The organism is Aliidiomarina celeris (genome assembly GCF_003316875.1).
In the GTDB taxonomy this organism is placed as follows: domain Bacteria; phylum Pseudomonadota; class Gammaproteobacteria; order Enterobacterales; family Alteromonadaceae; genus Aliidiomarina; species Aliidiomarina celeris.
The window spans coordinates 48,824-65,932 of the sequence record NZ_QMIL01000002.1 but is presented as its reverse complement, the minus strand read 5'-3'; the positions used below and the strand labels follow the sequence as shown (position 1 = coordinate 65,932).

The 17,109-nt window shown below is 45.6% G+C and carries 17 protein-coding genes; all 17 read left to right on the top strand.

The window, feature by feature from the left end; genetic code table 11:
• The first annotated feature begins 102 nt into the window (after nucleotides 1-102).
• The 17 genes from DQW12_RS04535 to DQW12_RS04450 all read left to right on the top strand — a co-directional run bounded on the left by DQW12_RS04535 (nucleotide 103) and on the right by DQW12_RS04450 (nucleotide 17,103).
• A complete protein-coding gene (locus DQW12_RS04535) occupies nucleotides 103-993 on the top strand; it encodes a bacteriophage abortive infection AbiH family protein (protein WP_113906675.1) in 891 nt (296 codons plus the stop codon).
• 164 nt (nucleotides 994-1,157) lie between these two features.
• Complete coding sequence (locus tag DQW12_RS04530; protein WP_113906674.1) at nucleotides 1,158-1,445, top strand: hypothetical protein; 288 nt, start codon at nucleotides 1,158-1,160, stop codon at nucleotides 1,443-1,445.
• A gap of 37 nt (nucleotides 1,446-1,482) precedes the next feature.
• On the top strand, nucleotides 1,483-2,112 hold the full coding sequence (locus tag DQW12_RS04525) for a restriction endonuclease subunit S (RefSeq protein ID WP_113906673.1): 630 nt from the start codon (nucleotides 1,483-1,485) through the stop codon (nucleotides 2,110-2,112).
• Between the two features lies 1 nt (nucleotide 2,113).
• Complete coding sequence (locus DQW12_RS04520; RefSeq protein WP_113906672.1) at nucleotides 2,114-3,655, top strand: type I restriction-modification system subunit M; 1,542 nt, start codon at nucleotides 2,114-2,116, stop codon at nucleotides 3,653-3,655.
• Nucleotides 3,656-3,671: 16 nt separating this feature from the next.
• Nucleotides 3,672-4,499: a DNA damage-inducible protein D gene (dinD, locus tag DQW12_RS04515; protein WP_113906671.1), complete on the top strand. Its 828-nt coding sequence runs from the start codon at nucleotides 3,672-3,674 to the stop codon at nucleotides 4,497-4,499.
• Nucleotides 4,492-5,544 (top strand): PDDEXK nuclease domain-containing protein, encoded by a 1,053-nt coding sequence (locus tag DQW12_RS04510; RefSeq protein WP_113906670.1) that lies wholly within the window; start codon nucleotides 4,492-4,494, stop codon nucleotides 5,542-5,544. Before dinD ends, DQW12_RS04510 begins: the two co-directional genes overlap by 8 nt.
• A 74-nt stretch (nucleotides 5,545-5,618) precedes the next feature.
• Nucleotides 5,619-6,851 (top strand): restriction endonuclease subunit S, encoded by a 1,233-nt coding sequence (locus DQW12_RS04505; protein ID WP_113906669.1) that lies wholly within the window; start codon nucleotides 5,619-5,621, stop codon nucleotides 6,849-6,851.
• A gap of 9 nt (nucleotides 6,852-6,860) precedes the next feature.
• Entirely contained in the window at nucleotides 6,861-8,249 is a 1,389-nt protein-coding gene (locus DQW12_RS04500) for an HNH endonuclease (protein ID WP_113906668.1), read from the top strand.
• Complete coding sequence (locus DQW12_RS04495; RefSeq protein WP_113906667.1) at nucleotides 8,246-8,512, top strand: virulence RhuM family protein; 267 nt, start codon at nucleotides 8,246-8,248, stop codon at nucleotides 8,510-8,512. The genes DQW12_RS04500 and DQW12_RS04495 overlap by 4 nt, the downstream gene beginning before the upstream one ends.
• A gap of 181 nt (nucleotides 8,513-8,693) precedes the next feature.
• The gene (locus DQW12_RS04490) at nucleotides 8,694-9,395 is read left to right on the top strand and encodes a UPF0149 family protein (RefSeq protein ID WP_232819919.1); all 702 of its coding nucleotides are present in this window, start codon (nucleotides 8,694-8,696) and stop codon (nucleotides 9,393-9,395) included.
• 146 nt (nucleotides 9,396-9,541) lie between these two features.
• Nucleotides 9,542-10,219, top strand: a complete 678-nt coding sequence (locus tag DQW12_RS04485) for an NYN domain-containing protein (protein ID WP_113906665.1) — start codon at nucleotides 9,542-9,544, stop codon at nucleotides 10,217-10,219.
• Nucleotides 10,219-13,500, top strand: coding sequence for a type I restriction endonuclease subunit R (locus tag DQW12_RS04480; RefSeq protein ID WP_113906664.1), 3,282 nt, complete (start codon nucleotides 10,219-10,221; stop codon nucleotides 13,498-13,500). Before DQW12_RS04485 ends, DQW12_RS04480 begins: the two co-directional genes overlap by 1 nt.
• Nucleotides 13,500-14,234: a M48 family metallopeptidase gene (locus tag DQW12_RS04475; RefSeq protein WP_113906663.1), complete on the top strand. Its 735-nt coding sequence runs from the start codon at nucleotides 13,500-13,502 to the stop codon at nucleotides 14,232-14,234. Before DQW12_RS04480 ends, DQW12_RS04475 begins: the two co-directional genes overlap by 1 nt.
• 632 nt (nucleotides 14,235-14,866) lie before the next feature.
• Nucleotides 14,867-15,499 carry an SOUL family heme-binding protein gene (locus DQW12_RS04465; RefSeq protein WP_113907209.1) on the top strand — a complete coding sequence of 211 codons (633 nt, stop codon included), beginning with the start codon at nucleotides 14,867-14,869 and terminating at the stop codon, nucleotides 15,497-15,499.
• A 43-nt stretch (nucleotides 15,500-15,542) separates the two neighbouring features.
• Entirely contained in the window at nucleotides 15,543-15,791 is a 249-nt protein-coding gene (locus tag DQW12_RS04460) for a hypothetical protein (RefSeq protein WP_113906661.1), read from the top strand.
• Between the two features lie 40 nt (nucleotides 15,792-15,831).
• Nucleotides 15,832-16,689 (top strand): hypothetical protein, encoded by an 858-nt coding sequence (locus DQW12_RS04455; RefSeq protein WP_113906660.1) that lies wholly within the window; start codon nucleotides 15,832-15,834, stop codon nucleotides 16,687-16,689.
• A gap of 111 nt (nucleotides 16,690-16,800) precedes the next feature.
• Nucleotides 16,801-17,103, top strand: a complete 303-nt coding sequence (locus DQW12_RS04450) for a type II toxin-antitoxin system HigB family toxin (RefSeq protein WP_113906659.1) — start codon at nucleotides 16,801-16,803, stop codon at nucleotides 17,101-17,103.
• The last annotated feature ends 6 nt before the right edge of the window (nucleotides 17,104-17,109 follow it).

Below are 17,109 nucleotides of genomic sequence, written 5' to 3'. Positions count from 1 at the left end.
TTTGGTAGGGGATTTGTCGTTGTGCTGCAAATTCATGGACAAGTACAACTCCTTAATGTCTAAAGGTAGAGAAGACAGAGGGAGCAAAGTACGAATCTATACATTCTCGGTAACGGCTTCGATCTTTACCACGGACTGCCCACGCGGTTCGAAGATTTCCGGGTCTATGTTTTAATGCGAAAACCGCAGCTTGTTGAGGTCGCAGAAAAGTACCTGTGCAATTTACAAGGGAACTGGTCCAATTTAGAAGAAGCATTCGCGAACTTTGACGAAGATACTGTTGTTGACGAAGCTAGCTATTTTTTAAAGTCTTACGGTGCCGATGATTGGAGCGACTCCTTTCATCATGATTACCAGTTAGAAATTAGTAGGATAGTTGAGCCGTTATCTTCAGAGCTTAAAGAGCACTTTTATGCTTGGCTGTGTGACATTGATATGAGCGCAATGGATGAAAGTTTAAAGCTCCGCATTGTCAACCCGAGCTTGTTCTTGAACTTTAATTACACGCCCGTACTGCAAGACTTTTACGCTATCCCAGATGACCAAATTCTGCATATTCATGGCTCTATTAACAATGGTGGCGAAGAAGAGATTATTCTAGGGCATGGCTGGAACCCACAGAGCCGTATTGAATCGCAAGAGAATCACGCGAGTGATGATCATGATGTCCGCACAATAGAAGGTCAGGACATCATAAAAAACTATTTTCAAGCCACCTTCAAACCAACAGATAGCCTACTTATTAAACATAACGATTTTATGGAGCGTTTGGCTGAAATCACAAATATTTACGTTTGGGGCCACTCACTATCAAGCGTAGATATCCCCTATTTCGAAGCTGTAATTGATGCGACACGTGTTGGCAAACCACACTGGCATATTAGCTATTTCTCACAAGGTGAAAAGCTACATCATCAGAGTGTTATGGATAACCTTGGCGTTTCCAAGCATGAAGTGACGTTCCTACAGCTCACAAGAAGCGAAGCTCAGTAGAGATATTACTGCAAAATAAAATTTGACAACTCTTCATTTGCAGTCTACTTTTAGTGCTGTATTGTTGTTACTGTAACAATTGTATTGTAGAGGTGCTATGACAGGCGGCCACCTGTCATAGCCTTCATTTCCCACTAACCCTTTAAAATTAGAGAGGTAAATGAATGAAAAAATTATATCAGATTACGTACGAACTAACCGATGAAAGTTTTCGGGAAGCATTAGAATTTAAAATTAAAGAGCTAGGTAGAGCAGTTCAGGTGCTTGATTCTTCTTGGACTCTGCAATCAGATCTCACTCAAACCCAATTATGTGGAGCGGTAGCAAATACGGTTAAAGAAGGACTTTCAATAATTGTGACCGAACTGACTGGTAAAGCTGATTGGATAATTTCAGATATTGGTTTAGATCTGGATGAAGCGCTTTCAAAGGTTTTACGCAAAGTCGTATAAATAATAACGCCAAGGAAGGCGCACTCAAGGAGGACCAATGACAAACCAATTAATTTCAAATACCGTGCCGCTCGGAAACATCGCAGATGTTCGTATGGGCTTTACCTTTCGTGAACGTGTCGATGAAGTGAAAAATGGCAATGCGCATATCGTTCAACTTAAAGATACCCGTAGAATTTGGGATGAAACTCAGTCTGTGGCTATTACACCTAGTGATCTACCGCAAATAAACTGGCAAGGTAAGCCTAAAGCTTTTGTTGAAGCGGATAGCATTGTATTGCCATCGAAAGGTAGCTTTCTTAAGGCCTTTAAAATAGAGCCCAACGACAAGAGTTTACCTGTGGTAGTGAGTAGTCAATTTTTGGTGATCACCGTGAAAGAAAGACATAAGAATAAGGTGTCAGCCGATTTCCTTTGTTGGTTATTAAATGAAGCGAATACACAACGCTTACTTGTAGGCGAAAGCCAAGGCACCAATATCATGCTATTGAAAACATCGGCGGTGAAGCAGGTACAAATTCCGTTACCAACGCTCAAAAAACAAAACCAAATTTTAAAGTTGAACAGCATGTGGAAAAGGGAACAGCAGCTTACGCATGCCCTACTCGCAAACCGCGAAGCAATGATAACCGGTGTGCTGCAGCAATTACTCAAGGAGACGAATTAATATGAACGACAAAATCAATCAAGATTCAATCAACAAAGCCCTTTGGAGTGCCTGCGATACTTTCCGTGGAACAATAAACGCGGGTACCTATCAAGACTTTCTCCTTACCATGCTGTTTTTAAAGTACATCTCAGACGTATGGCAAGACCACTACGAACAGTATCAAGCGGAACATGGCGATGTGCCTGAATTAATAGAAGAGCTAATGAAAAATGAACGCTTCGTATTACCGCGCGAAGCTAGCTTTTATGCCTTGTACGAGCACCGTTATGAGCCGGGCAATGGTGAGCGCATTGATCAAGCGTTGCATGCTATTGAAGAAGCCAATGGCACCAAACTGAAAGACGCCGGTAAAAGCGTGTTCCAAGACATCAGCTTTAACACCGACAAATTGGGCGAAGAAAAGCAAAAGAACGACATACTGCGCCACTTACTTGAAGATTTCGCTAAACCTGAGCTGAACCTTAAACCTAGCCGCGTTGGTACGCTGGATGTGATAGGGAACGCTTACGAATACCTGATTAAAAACTTTGCCGCCAGCGGCGGACAAAAAGCCGGTGAGTTTTATACTCCGCCGGAGGTGTCGGATTTAATCGCTGAATTACTCGACCCGCAACCGGGCGACAGCATTTGTGATCCTGCTTGTGGTTCTGGTTCACTCTTGATGAAGTGTGGTCGTAAAGTAGTGGCGAATCACGGCAGCAAGCAATACGCGCTGTATGGGCAAGAAGCTATTGGCTCAACCTGGTCATTGGCTAAAATGAACATGTTTTTGCATGGCGAAGACAACCACAAAATTGAATGGGGCGATACCATTCGTAACCCCAAGCTACTCGATAAAAACGGCGATCTCATGTTGTTTGATATCGTTACCGCAAACCCACCCTTTAGCTTAGACAAATGGGGCCATGGTGATGCCGAAAACGATAAGTTTGGGCGTTTTCGCCGTGGCATTCCGCCCAAAACTAAAGGTGATTACGCTTTTATTCTGCACATGATTGAAACCTTAAAACCAGGCTCGTCATCGAAACACGGCGGGCGTATGGGTGTAGTGGTGCCCCACGGCGTACTTTTCCGCGGTTCTTCAGAAGGTAAAATTCGCAAGCAACTCATTGATGAGAACCTACTCGATGCAGTGATTGGTTTACCGGAAAAACTGTTTTACGGTACGGGTATTCCTGCTGCTATTTTGCTCTTCAAGAAAAACAAAGATAACGAAAAAGTGTTATTTATCGATGCCTCGCGCGAGTTCAAATCGGGTAAAAACCAGAACCAACTCAGCGACGAGAACATTCAGAAAATCGTTGATACCTACCGTGCTCGCGCAAGTGTGGACAAATACGCCTACCTAGCCAGCCTCGAAGAAATTCAAGAGAACGATTACAACCTCAACATTCCGCGCTATGTGGACACCTTTGAGGAAGAGGAAGAAATTGATCTTATGGCGGTGCGGGAAGAGCGCTTGAAGCTGAAAGCAGAATTGGCGGAGCTCGAAAAAGAGATGGAAATCTATTTAAGCGAATTAGGTTACCAATCTAAGTAATAAAGGAGGGTATGCAATGGAACAGCAACAAATACAATCGCTAACAGCCACATTTGAGGGCCACTCGCAACGCACAGATGATGGCGTGGAATACTGGTTGGCCCGAGATATTCAGTACCTATTGGGCTACGGAAAATGGGACAATTTCGTCAGTGTTATTTCTAAAGCTAAAACAGCTTGCGAAGTCAGTGGCCATGAGGTTTCAGACCATTTTGCCGACGTCGGGAAAATGGTTGAACTAGGCTCGGGTAGTCAACGTGAAATCGATGATGTAATGCTTACCCGTTATGCCTGTTATTTAATTGCCCAAAACGGTGATGCTAGAAAGCAACCCGTTGCCTTTGCGCAAACTTACTTTGCCATGCAAACTCGGAAAGCCGAGCTAATAGAGCAACGATTACTGGCGGCAGAGCGAGTACAGGCACGGCAAAAGCTGTCGGCCACCGAAACGGAACTATCTAGTGTCATTTATGAGCAAACCGGCGGCAACGAAAACTTTGCTTTAATCCGTAGCAAAGGTGATACAGCCTTGTTTGGGCGTAACACCCAAGCGATGAAGGCGCGCTGGCAAGTGCCGGATAACCGCCCATTAGCGGATTTTGCCGCTGAAATCACCATACACAATGCCCGCAGCCAAAATATGACGCGTGAGCAGCAGATATCAAGTGAGCACGTTACTAACAATAAAGCAGTGCGCCAAACATTGCTTAATCGAGGTATTCGGCCAGAGGAATTACCGCCGGAAGAAGATGTGAAAAAGCTTGAGTGGCGACTGGTGTCTGCTGATAAAAAATCGCTAAATAACCCAGAAAAGTTAGGGGCTAAGGGTGAGGCTGATGAATAAGTCTACTGAAACCAGTGCACTGTATCTAAGCATTCGCGAGGTAGTGCAGCAAGCTCGTGCGCAAGTAAAGCGCCAGGTGAACACCGCCATGGTGCACACTTATTGGCAGGTGGGGCGGCTTATTCTTGAACACGAACAGCAAGGTGAGCAGCGCGCGGCCTATGGCAAGCAACAGCTTCAACTTTTATCAGCGCAACTTACTGCAGAATTTGGGAAAGGGTTTGATCCTCGTAACCTAAGAAATATGCGTGCATTTTATCAAGCAAATCCAATTTGGAACGCAGTGCGTTCCGAATTGGGTTGGACGCACCATCGTATTTTGCTGCGCGTTACAAATCTGCAAGCGCGAGACTGGTACGCAAAAGAAGCAGCACAACAAAACTGGAGCGTGCGCGCTCTTGAAAGACAAATAGGTAACCTATACTACGAACGTTTGCTTTCTAGCCGAAACAAAGCACCAGTCGCAGCCGAGGCCGAAGCGAAAACCACTGCGCTTGCAAGCGACCCAAAAGAGTTTCTGCGCGACCCCTACATTCTCGATTTCCTCAATTTAGAATCAGGCCGATATCAAGAGGCGGATTTAGAGCAAGGCATTATTAGTAACTTGCAGCATTTTTTAATGGAAATGGGCAAAGGTTTTGCCTTTGTTGAACGCCAGCAACGCATTCGCACCGATGACGGTGATTACTACATTGATCTGGTGTTCTACAACTACGTACTTAAGTGCTTCGTGTTAGTCGATTTAAAACTTAATAAGTTGAGCCACCAAGACGTCGGGCAAATGGACATGTACGTGCGCATGTATGAAGAGCAAAAACGCGGCCCCGACGACAACCCCACTATTGGTTTAATTCTGTGCAGTGAACATAACCACACCGTTGCGCAATACTCGGTACTGAAAGACAGCCAACACCTTTTCGCCTCAAAATATCTAACTGTGTTACCTAGCGAAGAAGAGTTGCAATGCGAGCTTGAACGAGAACGCCGCAAAGTAGAGGAGCAAATTCGCGAACGCCAGGGGGTATACCATGTGCGAGCGAGTTGATGTGGTGTTTTTGGAATGCGGCGTGTTGGTTGCAGCACAAACAAATACAAGGAAGCTTTCGCAGGAGGTGAGTTATGGTGCCTGAGGGATGGAAAGAAGGGTGTGTCGGAGATCTTCTTGAGGGCTTGGAATCTGGGGTAAGCGTAAATGGTGAAGATCGCGAGGTAAGAGAGCACGAAAAGGCGGTCCTGAAAGTAAGTTCGGTATCGTATGGAACATTTGACGCCAAGGCAGCAAAAGTAATAAACCCAACAGAAATTGAACGGGCAAGAATTAATCCTAAAAAGGATCGTGTAATTATAAGTCGAAGTAATACGGAAGCATTCGTGGGCGCTAGCGCTTATGTTGATGAGGATTACCCGAATCTATTTTTGCCGGATAAATTATGGCAAACAATCCCTAAGCCTAAAATGAACATGAAGTGGCTGGCTTATTTGCTATCGTCCAGCTACGTACGCTACAGCTTAAAAAAACTAGCGACAGGCACTAGCGGTTCGATGAAAAATATTACCAAAAGCGAGCTGTTAACGTTAAAAGTACTTATTCCTTCCTTGGTTGAACAAAAGAAAATTGCCGAAATCCTTTCCACTTGGGATAAGGCCATCACCACCACCGAGCAACTGCTTGCCAACAGCCAGCAGCAGAAAAAAGCCCTCATGCAGCAACTGCTCACCGGCAAAACACGCTTGCTTGATGAGAATGGCGAGCGGTTTAGTGGGGAGTGGAAGAAGGTAAAACTAGGTGCTGTGGCCGATATGAATAGCGGTGGTACGCCAAAATCCAATATCGAAGAATACTACGGAGGAAATATTCCTTGGGTATCTATTGCTGACATGACGAAGCAAGGCAAGTGGATTGCTTCAACTGAAAAAAACCTTACTGAACTTGGCTTGGAAAACTCATCAGCCCGTATTTACCCGAAGAATAGTGTTCTTTATGCGATGTACGCCTCCATTGGAGAATGCAGCGTAGCGCAAGTTCCACTGAGTTCTTCGCAAGCAATTTTAGGTATTAGACCTAAATCTGGGCTTGATTTTGAATTTCTGTATTTCTTCTTGACTTCTTTGAAGGAGAAAATAAAGCTTCAAGGCCAGCAAGGAACTCAGTCAAATCTAAATGCAGGAATGGTCAAAAACTTTCTTCTTTACTTACCTGATATGGAAGAACAAAAAGAAATCGCCACAGTTCTGTCCTCCGCCGATCAGGAAATCACCACGTTACAGAAAAAGATCGATACACTGAAGCAGGAGAAAAAAGCCCTAATGCAGCAGCTCTTAACAGGCAAGCGTCGCGTTAAAGTGACTTAGGAAATGGAAATGGCAGCAGAAACCAATCGACATGGGCTTAAAAGGACGATTCCGGCGACTGTGAAACGCGAAGTTCGTCAACGGTCGAAGTTTGGCTGTGTTATTTGCCGAAGTGCGATTTATCAGTACGAGCATATTCTGCCTGAGTTTAAAGATGCTCGAGAGCACTCCCCTGACTGCATTGCCCTGCTATGCCCTACTTGTCATTCCAGCGTCACGAAAAAACGCCTTCCAAAAGAAGTTGTTCAGAAACAATACGAAAAGATTCAGCGTGAGGCTTCGACAGCACCGCCCCGAGATAACGAATATTTCGTCAATCACTACCAGAATCTCCGTGTGGATATCGGCAAAAGTCGATTTAATGAGCACCGCGCTATTATAAACATTGATGGAACCGATGTGCTTTCATATAAAAAAGACGAGGACTCTGGCGGATATGTCGTTACTGGTAAGTTTTTTGACTCCAACGGAAATAAGCTCTTTGAGATAATCGATAACGAATGGATAGGTCCCACCGACATTTGGGATGTTGAGCAAGAGGGTACCCGATTAGTCATTAGAGGCGGCTCTCGCGAAATCCTGTTCGATGCATTAAAAAATGAAGATAATGCAACCCTGAAAATCAACCGATTAAATATGTATGTCTCACCGTTTCATATTGTGGTTGATAAAGACCGAATGATTGTTAGACAGCACGCCGATGATTACTCGTGTGCTATTGATGTAGAAGTAGAAGGTGACTTTAATTACGGCGATTGTGCCATTTATCTCGACTCATCAGAAACTAAAAAGCCAGAGCTTGGTGATGTTAAGATTGTCGGTGGAAAAGGAGTATGGATTGAGGGAACTGGTATTTGGTTCGGCTTTGGCAATCAAGGTTCGCGCCTCCGTAAGGTGGGCGTTTGGAATGAAGGCTGTGAAAAACGACCGTCTAAGAAAATACATAAAAGTATTTATCCATCGGCAGATCAAAATTACTTTGTAATTGGCGCACTTGAAACGCGATTGAAAAAGCACCCTCAATGGACTGAAGAGCTATTTTACCTTAATGGTCAGCAGCTCGACTCAAGACCATGTTCCTGGGGCGTGATTGGTATTGAAGATAAAAATAAGATTGAGCTTTTCCACATTTCAAGGCAAGAGCCAGAAGATTTTGCCGTCAATAATGGTTTTGTCGGTTTCTATGCTGATGATGTGCTAGAGCAAGAATGGTCAGATAAAGTATTTGAAGCTGAAGTGCTTTGCGAGGATGAGGAAAGTCATTCATATTCTGCCCGAGTTAAGATCGCAGATATTGGTGTCAGAGAAGTTATAGCTCGGATAAACACTCAAACTGGAAAGCCTTTTCATCCTCAAGAGTTCCAAGGAGTTACGCCTTGGAAGCAGGAGTCAGAATGACGGGAAAGCAGTATTTGCCTGAAAATCAGAACGACTTTCTAATCTTTTCAGCAGAAGACGGTCGCGTTCAAATTCAATGCCGATTTGAAGGTGAAATTGTCTGGCTTCCTCAAGCAGCATTAGCCGAACTATACCAACTAATACCGCAAGCAATCAGACAGCATGTACGTTCAGTTTACGAAGACGTTGAACTGGATGAACGTTCAACTTGTAAGGATTACTTACAAGTTCGAAATGAAAGTAATCGTGAGGTTAAACACTGAAGTCTTTCAGTAATATGTGCGTGGTGATTTTTGGTTGAACTAAGGATTACGAGCCTCACTTCGCGCAACAATCGGGTGTTTCTGTGAGACTGGGTCACTAAATTAGACGAATTCTTAACTTTTAACGAGCGCGATGTATTGGCGCGAAGAGAACCCAGCAAAGGAAATAAAAGTGAGTAATATGAACGAACAACCGAAAGGGTATCTGTCGGACGAAGAATTTGAGTTTATTGAGGCGATGCTCGACAAATATGGCCTCGATGACGCCGTGCTTGATGCTTCCGAGCTGGATGGCTTTTTAACGGCGGTGGTATCGGGCCCGGATATGATTCCGCCGAGTGTATGGATGCCGGCTATTTGGGGCGGTGAGACGCATAGCCCGAACTGGGAAAGCGAAGACGAGTTTAAGCGCTTTATTTCATTGGTTATCCGCCACATGAACTGCATTGTTGACATGTTGATGACGAAAAATACGGGTGAATTCTCAGCACTATTTAAAGCGAGCACACAATCAAAGCAGCAGGTATTGATTGTTGAGGAGTGGTGTTTTGGATATATGCGCGGCGTCGATTTAGGCAACTGGCCAGAAATGTCGAAAGAGCCTGAGCAAGCCCTTGCGCTTATTGCCCTACATGGAAAAGAAGAGCATTTCGACAAGATTGAAGCGCTAAGCTTAAAAGAGCACCAATCCCATGTTCCCTTGATTGAACTTGGCGCCGAAATGATACATGCCTACTGGCTAAATCAACGCCAGCACCTTCACCCTAGTGCTATGGCGAAATCGACGGTGCAGAGCCCAGTTGTCAGTTTGCCTAAAATAGGCAGAAATGAGCCATGTCCTTGTGGTAGCGGCAAAAAATATAAGCAATGCTGTCTGCATTGATGGAAATTTGAACATTGACACCGGAAGGGGTTCTTTCTATACTTATTGCACGACTCACCCCTTATAGCTGTCATTCAGTTGGCTTCGATTTGGGGCGAAAAAACCGCCTCTCGGCGGTTTTTTCATTTCTGGCATAAGGAATTTGCATGAAAACCATAGTTTACGTTGATGGTTACAACCTCTTTTACGGTTGCTTAAAGCACACGCCCTTTAAGTGGCTTGATTTGTACAAATTATTTGTTGAGCAAATTATTCGAGTTCAAGATCCGGCGCTAGAGGTAATTCAAGTAAAGTTCTTTACTGCTGACATCAAGGCAAAAGTTGCGAGTAATGGCCAGCTTGCTAGTCAAGCTCAGCAAAGTTACCACCGTGCTTTAGAGGCACGTTATCCAGAGAAAATAGAGATTATCAAAGGGTATTATTCGTTAGAAAAAGCAAAACTACCTATCTACATAAATCCACCAGACAAAAGCCAAGGCGTTGATGTTTGGAAGCTCGAAGAGAAGGAAACAGACGTTAATATCGCTTTAACAGCCTATCGAGATGTAGTAAAAGGAAATGCTGAGCACATCGTTTTTGTGTCCAATGACACTGATATATTTCCAGCGCTGCAAGCCATTCGAGAAGACTATGATGGGAACGTTCATATCGGCGTTATTATCCCGGTTCGACAACACGAAAATGCTCGGCCAGCAAATGCTAAGCTTAGTAACTATGCAGATTGGACGAGAAAGTATATAACGACTAAAGAGTTGGAAAGTAGCCAGCTACCTAACACCATCCCGACAAAGAAAAAACCAATAAAAAAACCGGAGTACTGGTAATGGAACGCTACACCCCGAAGTTTCAGGAAGAATATGCTGCCAAAATTCCAGCCATGGCGCTGTTGGCGAATTTGGGGTGGGCGTTTTTAGCGCCAAGTGAGGCGCTGGCCCTGCGCGGCGGCAAGCAAGACCAAGTGGTGTTGCGTGACGTGCTGCGTGAAACTCTCGCCAAACGCACCTTTGTGCATGCGGGTGTTGCGCACTCGCTGTCGAATAACTCTATCGACAACATTATTTCCCATATCTGCTCACCAGCGCTAAACGAAGGGCTGCGCCATGCCAATGAGCAGATTTATAACCACTTGATGTATGGCATGTCGGTTACCGAATTTGTCGATGGTAAAAAGATAAGCCCTACCATTCAGCTGATTGATTGGCACAAACTAGCGAACAATCAATTTCATTTTACTGAAGAGTATTCCGTAACTCGCGCGAATGGGCTTGATTCGCGGCGGCCTGATATTGTGTGTTTCGTAAATGGCCTTCCGCTGGTAGTGATTGAAGCTAAGCGGCCGGATGGTAATGCGCAAAAAGGCCCGACGGTGTTAGAAGGTATTTCACAAAGTTTGCGCAACCAGCGGCCCGATGAAATTCCTCATTTGTTTGCTTATACCCAACTGTTGTTTTCCATTAATGGTAGCGATGGTCGTTATGGCACGGTGGAAACCCCGGAGAAGTTTTGGGCGGCGTGGCGCGAAGAGGATATTGCAGACACGGAAATGCTGGCGCTGAAGAATAAAACCCAAAGCGAGGCAGATACCCATCGTCTGTTCGCTCATCGACACCCTGGTGATTTAGCCTGGTATCAAAACTTGGTGGCGGGTGGCGAATTGATGCTTTCGGGGCAAGATCGCCTGTTAATTAGCTTGCTCTCGCGCCAGCGCCTGTTCGACATGATTCGCTATTTCACCATTTTCGATAAAAAGGTCGGCAAAATTGTTGGCCGCTATCAGCAAGTGTTTGGTATTAAGCGTTTAATTGAGCGCATTCAAATGCGTAAACGCAATGGTGGCCGTGAAGGCGGTGTAATTTGGCATACCACTGGCTCGGGTAAATCCTTCACCATGGTATTTTTATCGAAAACTTTGATTTTGCATGAGGCGCTAAAACAGTGCCGTGTGGTGGTGGTGACGGATCGGGTAGATTTAGAAAGCCAACTCTCAAAAACTTTTGCTTCTGGCGGTGAGCTTGCCAGCAAAAAAGACCGTGAGGCAGCCATGGCTACCTCGGGTAAACGCTTAGCGGAGCAAATTGGGAAGGGCCAAGAGCGAATTGTGTTTACCCTTATTCAAAAGTTTAACTCTGCGACCAAGCTGAAAGAATGCTTCAACCCCAGTGCCGATATTATTGTGTTGATTGATGAAGGGCATCGTAGCCAAGGCGGCGAAAACAGTATTCGTATGGAACAAGCTTTGCCCAAAGCTGCATTTGTAGCATTTACCGGAACGCCGCTGCTGAAAGATGATAAAACCACCAATAAGTTTGGCCCCATAGTGCATGCCTACACCATGCAACGAGCGGTAGAAGATAAAACCGTGACGCCCCTTTTATATGAAGAGCGTGTGCCAGATTTAGACGTGAATGAGCGCGCGATTGACGCATGGTTTGACCGCATTACTGAAGGCTTGAGCGACGAGCAGAAAACTGACCTGAAAAAGAAATTTGCGAAACGTGGGCAAGTGTATGGTGCCGATGATCGCATTCGTTTAATTGCTTACGACATTGCACATCATTTCGATAAGAACATTGGCGATACCTTAAAAGGCCAACTGTGTTGCGATTCGAGAGCTGCAGCGATTAAGTACAAACGCTTCTTGGACGAGCTGGGTTTGTTTGAATCGGCCGTGGTGATGAGCTCGCCGGATACGCGTGAAGGGAATACTGCGGTAGATGAAGAAAGCGCCCCTGAAATTACCAAGTGGTGGAAAGAAACCGTTGGCGGCAGCGATGAGCAAACCTATACCAAACACTTAATAGAGCGCTTTGCCAATGACCCGCAGTTAAAACTTCTGATAGTGGTGGATAAGCTATTAACCGGCTTTGATGAGCCTCGAAATGCGGTGCTCTATATCGACAAGCCGTTGAAAGGCCACAACCTGATTCAGGCCATAGCGCGAGTGAACCGCTTACACCCAGATAAGAAATTCGGTTTGTTAATTGATTATCGCGGCATTCTTGCTGAGCTCGACACCACCATTCAAGACTATCAAGACCTCGCCTCGCGCACTCAAGGTGGTTACGACATCAATGATATTGATGGTTTGTACCAGCAGATGAGTACGGAGTACAAACGTTTGCCGCAGCTTTATAAGCGCTTGGGGAGCATTTTTGATGGTGTAAAGAACAAGTCCGACATTGAAGCGCTAAAGCATGTGCTCTTACCTCGCATGGAAGAGAGAGATAGTGAATTTGTCGATGTAAACTTGAAAACCCGCGAAGATTTTTACGAGGCACTCAGCGATTTTGCCAGTTGCTTGAAAGTAGCGTTGCAATCGAAAACCTTCTTTGACGACAAAAGCTTTACCGACAAAGACCGTGCGTTATACAAAGAAACCGTGAAGCAGCTTTCTAGCCTGCGCCAAGTGGTTCAGCAAGACGCTGGTGAATGCGTGAGTTATGACCATTATGCGGCGGATGTGAAAAAGCTACTGGACAAGCACGTGGTGGGTGTTGGCGTGCGAGATTCCGATGGTGTGTATGAAGTGGGTAAGATGGGGCAACAGCAAAAGCCGGATGAGTGGAGCGAAGAGAAAACCCGCAACGAAACCGACATTATTAAAACCCGCGTCACGAAAATGATTGAGCAAGAGCTGCGCGACGATCCTTATGCGCAAGAAGCATTTTCTAAGCTGCTGCGCCAAGCCATTGAGGAAGCCGAGAAGCTGTTTGATCACCCCTTAAAGCAGTACATGTTGTTCCATGAGTTTGAGGAGCAGGTTAAGGCGCGTAAGCTTGACGATATGCCCGAGGTGTTCGCAACCAACAAGCATGCACAAGGCTATTACGGTGTGTTCAAGCAAAACCTCCCGGATGCCTTTGCGATAATGGATGAAACTACCCAAGAAAAATGGACAAAACTCGCTTTTCAGGTAGATGAGGTGGTGGATCAAGCTGTTTCTGAGAACTCCATTAACCCACAAAATATCGAAGCCGATGTGCGCAAGAAGTTACTGCCTATTATCTTTTCGGAGTGCAAGGGCTTGGGTGGCGGCATTGACCAAGCCAAACGCATTGTCGAGTCTATTGTGCAGATAGTGCGTGTTGGCCGGTTGGACAGCTAATGAATGTCGCCATACAGGGTTTTCATTACGGCGATGAATGGATTCCCTTTAGCCGGCGAGACAGTAAGAGCGCAGCGCAGAAGGTTGTGATTAAAGTAAAGCCGGACTGCACCGTTGACGTATTGGCTCCTGCAGAATCAAGCGATCAAGAGGTACTAAAAGCGGTTCGTAAGCGCGGACGCTGGGTTTATGAGCAGCTGCGGGACTTTCGGCAGCAACTTGAGCATATTACCCCTCGTAGCTATGTAAGCGGTGAGAGCCACTATTATTTAGGCAAGCAGTATGTGCTTAAAGTTGAAGTGAACCCTCACCTGCCCCGCTCCGCCAAATTGTTACGCGGTCAAATACAAGTAAGTGTTCGCGAAAACGAACCCGAACGCGTGAAGTTGGCGCTAGAGGAATTCTACAAAGCACGCGCTAAAGAGCTCTTTCAAAAGCGGCTCGACGCGGTTTTAGAGCAAGCCCTTTGGGTAGACCAACGTCCGCCGATTCGTGTACTGACCATGCAAACTCAGTGGGGAAGCTGTTCGCCAAAAGGACGCATCACCTTAAACCCACTGCTCGTAAAAGCACCGAGAGAATGTATAGATTATGTGATTTTGCACGAGCTCTGCCATATCGCCGAGCACAACCATAGCGAACGATTTTACCGGCTCATGGGGCAAGTAATGCCAAACTGGGAAGCGGTGAAGCAGCGGCTGGATTATATGGCTGGGAGAATTTTTAATGGGTAAATTTCGAGACAATAAAAGCACAATTGACCGAAATATCTACTCTGAAAAACTTCGGCGATTCGATACTTTCATATATTTTTATTTCGTTGGAAAATGGGTGGAGCTGGGCCCGAGCGCTATGGCGCTTCGAGGATTACTTAAGCAACACTGTGGGCGTCTTTGTTGATCAAGCGGCTACATTGTCTACGGGAGTATTGATTCGATGCTTACTAGACGAACAACTGTCTTTTTCAAATGATATCGACTTTGAAAAGGGGTGGCAGCAACAGGCGATGACAATCGAGCAAATTGTTGATGTTGTTAATAAATGGCGGTACCAAGCCTGACGGAAAGTTTTGGAGAAAGTCTAAAAAGCATTAGTTTAGACATTTCTAGATATTCTTAGACATTTTTTCTTGAACTGAGGATGGACAGACCGTTAACCCCTGTGGCGTAGTAATAAAGTTTCATACCAAAATCCCCTGCCTGTATGGGTTGGGGATTTTTTGTTGGGTTAGTGCAAAGTCTTTCATTGAGTTGCACGAAACCGTTCCCCTAACTATTGCGTACAAATAAGCAACAGTTAATTGGGAGTGCTTGGTGTGAAAACGGTAGGATTTGGGCGGTGTTTTCTTTTTGTCGCTGTGTTTTCGATGGCAATTTTTCCCGCTGTAGTGAAGGCAACAGAAGAGCCGGAATATGAGGTTTTGGCGCGTTATGGTTATGTAGAGCTGCGGCGTTATGAGCCTATGTTAGTGGCGGAAACCTGGGTTGAGGGTTCAATGAATAATGCTTCAGGGCAAGGTTTTCAGCGGTTGGCAGACTTTATTTTTGGCAACAATAGGTCGGTTGTAAGTACAAATTACGGGCAACGAGAAGCCATTGGCATGACCAGCCCGGTAACGTTGCAGCCGGAGCCTAAAGCTAAACCCCAGAGCGAGAGCCAGAGTATTGCCATGACTGCGCCGGTAACGCTGCAACCCGACGGAGAACGGTGGAGGGTACACTTTGTAATGCCGAGCCAGTATACCGTTGACACCTTACCTAAGCCGAACAATGCCAATATTCAAATACGTGAAGTTCCAGCAACTCACTATGCTGTGGTTGCCTTCTCGGGCTGGGCAAACGCCGATAGCAGTGCGCAAATTGCCAATGCGCTGCAAACATGGATGCTTGAAAATGGTTTAACGCCCATCGCCAGCCCAGAAGTAGCCCGATATGATCCACCATGGCGAAAGCCATTTGCGCGCCGTAACGAAGTAATGATAGCGTACCGAATGGACTAAGCACGATTCGATAGTGCCTAAAACCCGTTGTAATGAGGATAATATGAAACGAGGAACCGAAACTCGCTGGCAACGGCTGCGGAATCAATTTGTAGTGTGGCTAGGGTTAGTGGTGGTGGTTGGTTTGCCAAGCTACTGGTTCGCAGTAAAGCTATTGGCAATGCTAGGCTGGGAACTAAGCGGTGTGGTGTATGTAGCGCTGGTTGGGGTTATTACTCTGGTAGTTTCCATTGCCTTAGCGAGTGCATTGGTAAGTGCCTTACTGGGTTTTATGGGCGCGTTAAAGCGCTAGCTGATTGCGAAGAAAATAAAAAAATAAAGGGAAAATTACAATGAAACATGGATTTCGCTCAGTATTAACGGTGTTTTCAGTTACGTTTCTATTAGCTTGCCAAACGGTACCGGAGTTCCAAGCAGCGAATTTGGCGTATGAGCAACCTGCCGAGCAGTGGGCAGGTAATGCGCAAAAGCCCGTTGCAGCGTTGCGATACCTGCTTGGTGAGAATGCGTATTCGGCACAGGTGTATGCCCACGGAAATGAGCGGGTAACGGTTTTATTTGAAAACGACCAGTTAGTTGCCGTAACGCGCCACGGTTCGCGGGGGCTCCAATTTAGCGCTTGTACGCAGTTTCCTTTAGCTGAAAATTTTAATGTGGAATCGTGCTTGCAGGAATACACAAGCAAAGTAGTAAGTGAGCGCTTACAATTGCCTGACACCGAGGGTGATTTGCAGCTCGCCGACAATTCAACTTCGCCAGCCGACTACGGTGGCTACTTTATGTTTGGTACCATGGTGGCGCTTTATCCGCCGGTTCTCTATATCATTCCTGCCATGGTCGTTACCCAAGGGCCGGATGCCTTAATGACTCGGCAGTTGCGGCGGTCTTTCACTGGTATTCGCCTTGGTATGACCAAGTCTGAGATCGAGCAACACGGTATAAAGCTCGCCAAAGGAGCTTGGTCTACAAATAATCGAGGTGATGAAACACTTTTATTAGCGGCAGGTTACCTGCGCGAACCCGCTGTGGCGATGGGCTTTCAGAATGATCAACTAGCTTGGCTGAATACGAACCCTAACTGGGTGTGCAATGGAGTGTTTAATCTCCAACAATGCCGTGTCGGCGCTCATCCCATGCCCACACAGGAGAATGTGAAGCCCTCTGCGGAATTTTCAGCGATTGCCCACTAGTGCTCCCTTCGTTCTTGATAAACAATAGGTGAAACCGAACAAAGCTCAAGTTTACTCTTGGTAAACTTGCCGCGAGTCTGCTATAGTTTACCAGTAGTAAACGGGGTGTTCATGCATGTGATATCAAAATGGCCTTTTTTAGAGGCAATGAAGAAATATCCTGCCCACGCTCGGGCAATTATTGCAACGTATAACGTATTGAATAAAGGTGAGTTTAGAAGTCCTGAAGCACTTAGAGCGGTATTCAAAACATTGGATAACTTTAAATACAAAGACAAGTGGTGGGTGATTGACATCAGTGGAAATCATTTACGATTAATGGCCTTTATTGAATTCAGGTTTAATCGAGTCTTTGTGAAACACATTGTTACTCACGCAGAGTACGATGACCTTTGCAGGAAGTATAGAAACTAGGAGCGA

What these genes read in the sequence shown, in the direction of transcription:
- DQW12_RS04510 (WP_113906670.1), top strand. Translation starts at nt 4,492, where the DNA reads ATGAATAAGTCTACTGAAACCAGTGCACTGTATCTAAGCATTCGCGAG.
- DQW12_RS04480 (WP_113906664.1), top strand. Translation starts at nt 10,219, where the DNA reads ATGGAACGCTACACCCCGAAGTTTCAGGAAGAATATGCTGCCAAAATT.
- DQW12_RS04460 (WP_113906661.1), top strand. Translation starts at nt 15,543, where the DNA reads ATGAAACGAGGAACCGAAACTCGCTGGCAACGGCTGCGGAATCAATTT.
- DQW12_RS04485 (WP_113906665.1), top strand. Translation starts at nt 9,542, where the DNA reads ATGAAAACCATAGTTTACGTTGATGGTTACAACCTCTTTTACGGTTGC.
- DQW12_RS04520 (WP_113906672.1), top strand. Translation starts at nt 2,114, where the DNA reads ATGAACGACAAAATCAATCAAGATTCAATCAACAAAGCCCTTTGGAGT.
- DQW12_RS04495 (WP_113906667.1), top strand. Translation starts at nt 8,246, where the DNA reads ATGACGGGAAAGCAGTATTTGCCTGAAAATCAGAACGACTTTCTAATC.
- DQW12_RS04450 (WP_113906659.1), top strand. Translation starts at nt 16,801, where the DNA reads ATGCATGTGATATCAAAATGGCCTTTTTTAGAGGCAATGAAGAAATAT.
- DQW12_RS04490 (WP_232819919.1), top strand. Translation starts at nt 8,694, where the DNA reads ATGAACGAACAACCGAAAGGGTATCTGTCGGACGAAGAATTTGAGTTT.
- DQW12_RS04505 (WP_113906669.1), top strand. Translation starts at nt 5,619, where the DNA reads ATGGTGCCTGAGGGATGGAAAGAAGGGTGTGTCGGAGATCTTCTTGAG.
- DQW12_RS04455 (WP_113906660.1), top strand. Translation starts at nt 15,832, where the DNA reads ATGAAACATGGATTTCGCTCAGTATTAACGGTGTTTTCAGTTACGTTT.
- dinD (WP_113906671.1), top strand. Translation starts at nt 3,672, where the DNA reads ATGGAACAGCAACAAATACAATCGCTAACAGCCACATTTGAGGGCCAC.
- DQW12_RS04475 (WP_113906663.1), top strand. Translation starts at nt 13,500, where the DNA reads ATGAATGTCGCCATACAGGGTTTTCATTACGGCGATGAATGGATTCCC.
- DQW12_RS04525 (WP_113906673.1), top strand. Translation starts at nt 1,483, where the DNA reads ATGACAAACCAATTAATTTCAAATACCGTGCCGCTCGGAAACATCGCA.
- DQW12_RS04530 (WP_113906674.1), top strand. Translation starts at nt 1,158, where the DNA reads ATGAAAAAATTATATCAGATTACGTACGAACTAACCGATGAAAGTTTT.
- DQW12_RS04465 (WP_113907209.1), top strand. Translation starts at nt 14,867, where the DNA reads ATGGCAATTTTTCCCGCTGTAGTGAAGGCAACAGAAGAGCCGGAATAT.
- DQW12_RS04500 (WP_113906668.1), top strand. Translation starts at nt 6,861, where the DNA reads ATGGCAGCAGAAACCAATCGACATGGGCTTAAAAGGACGATTCCGGCG.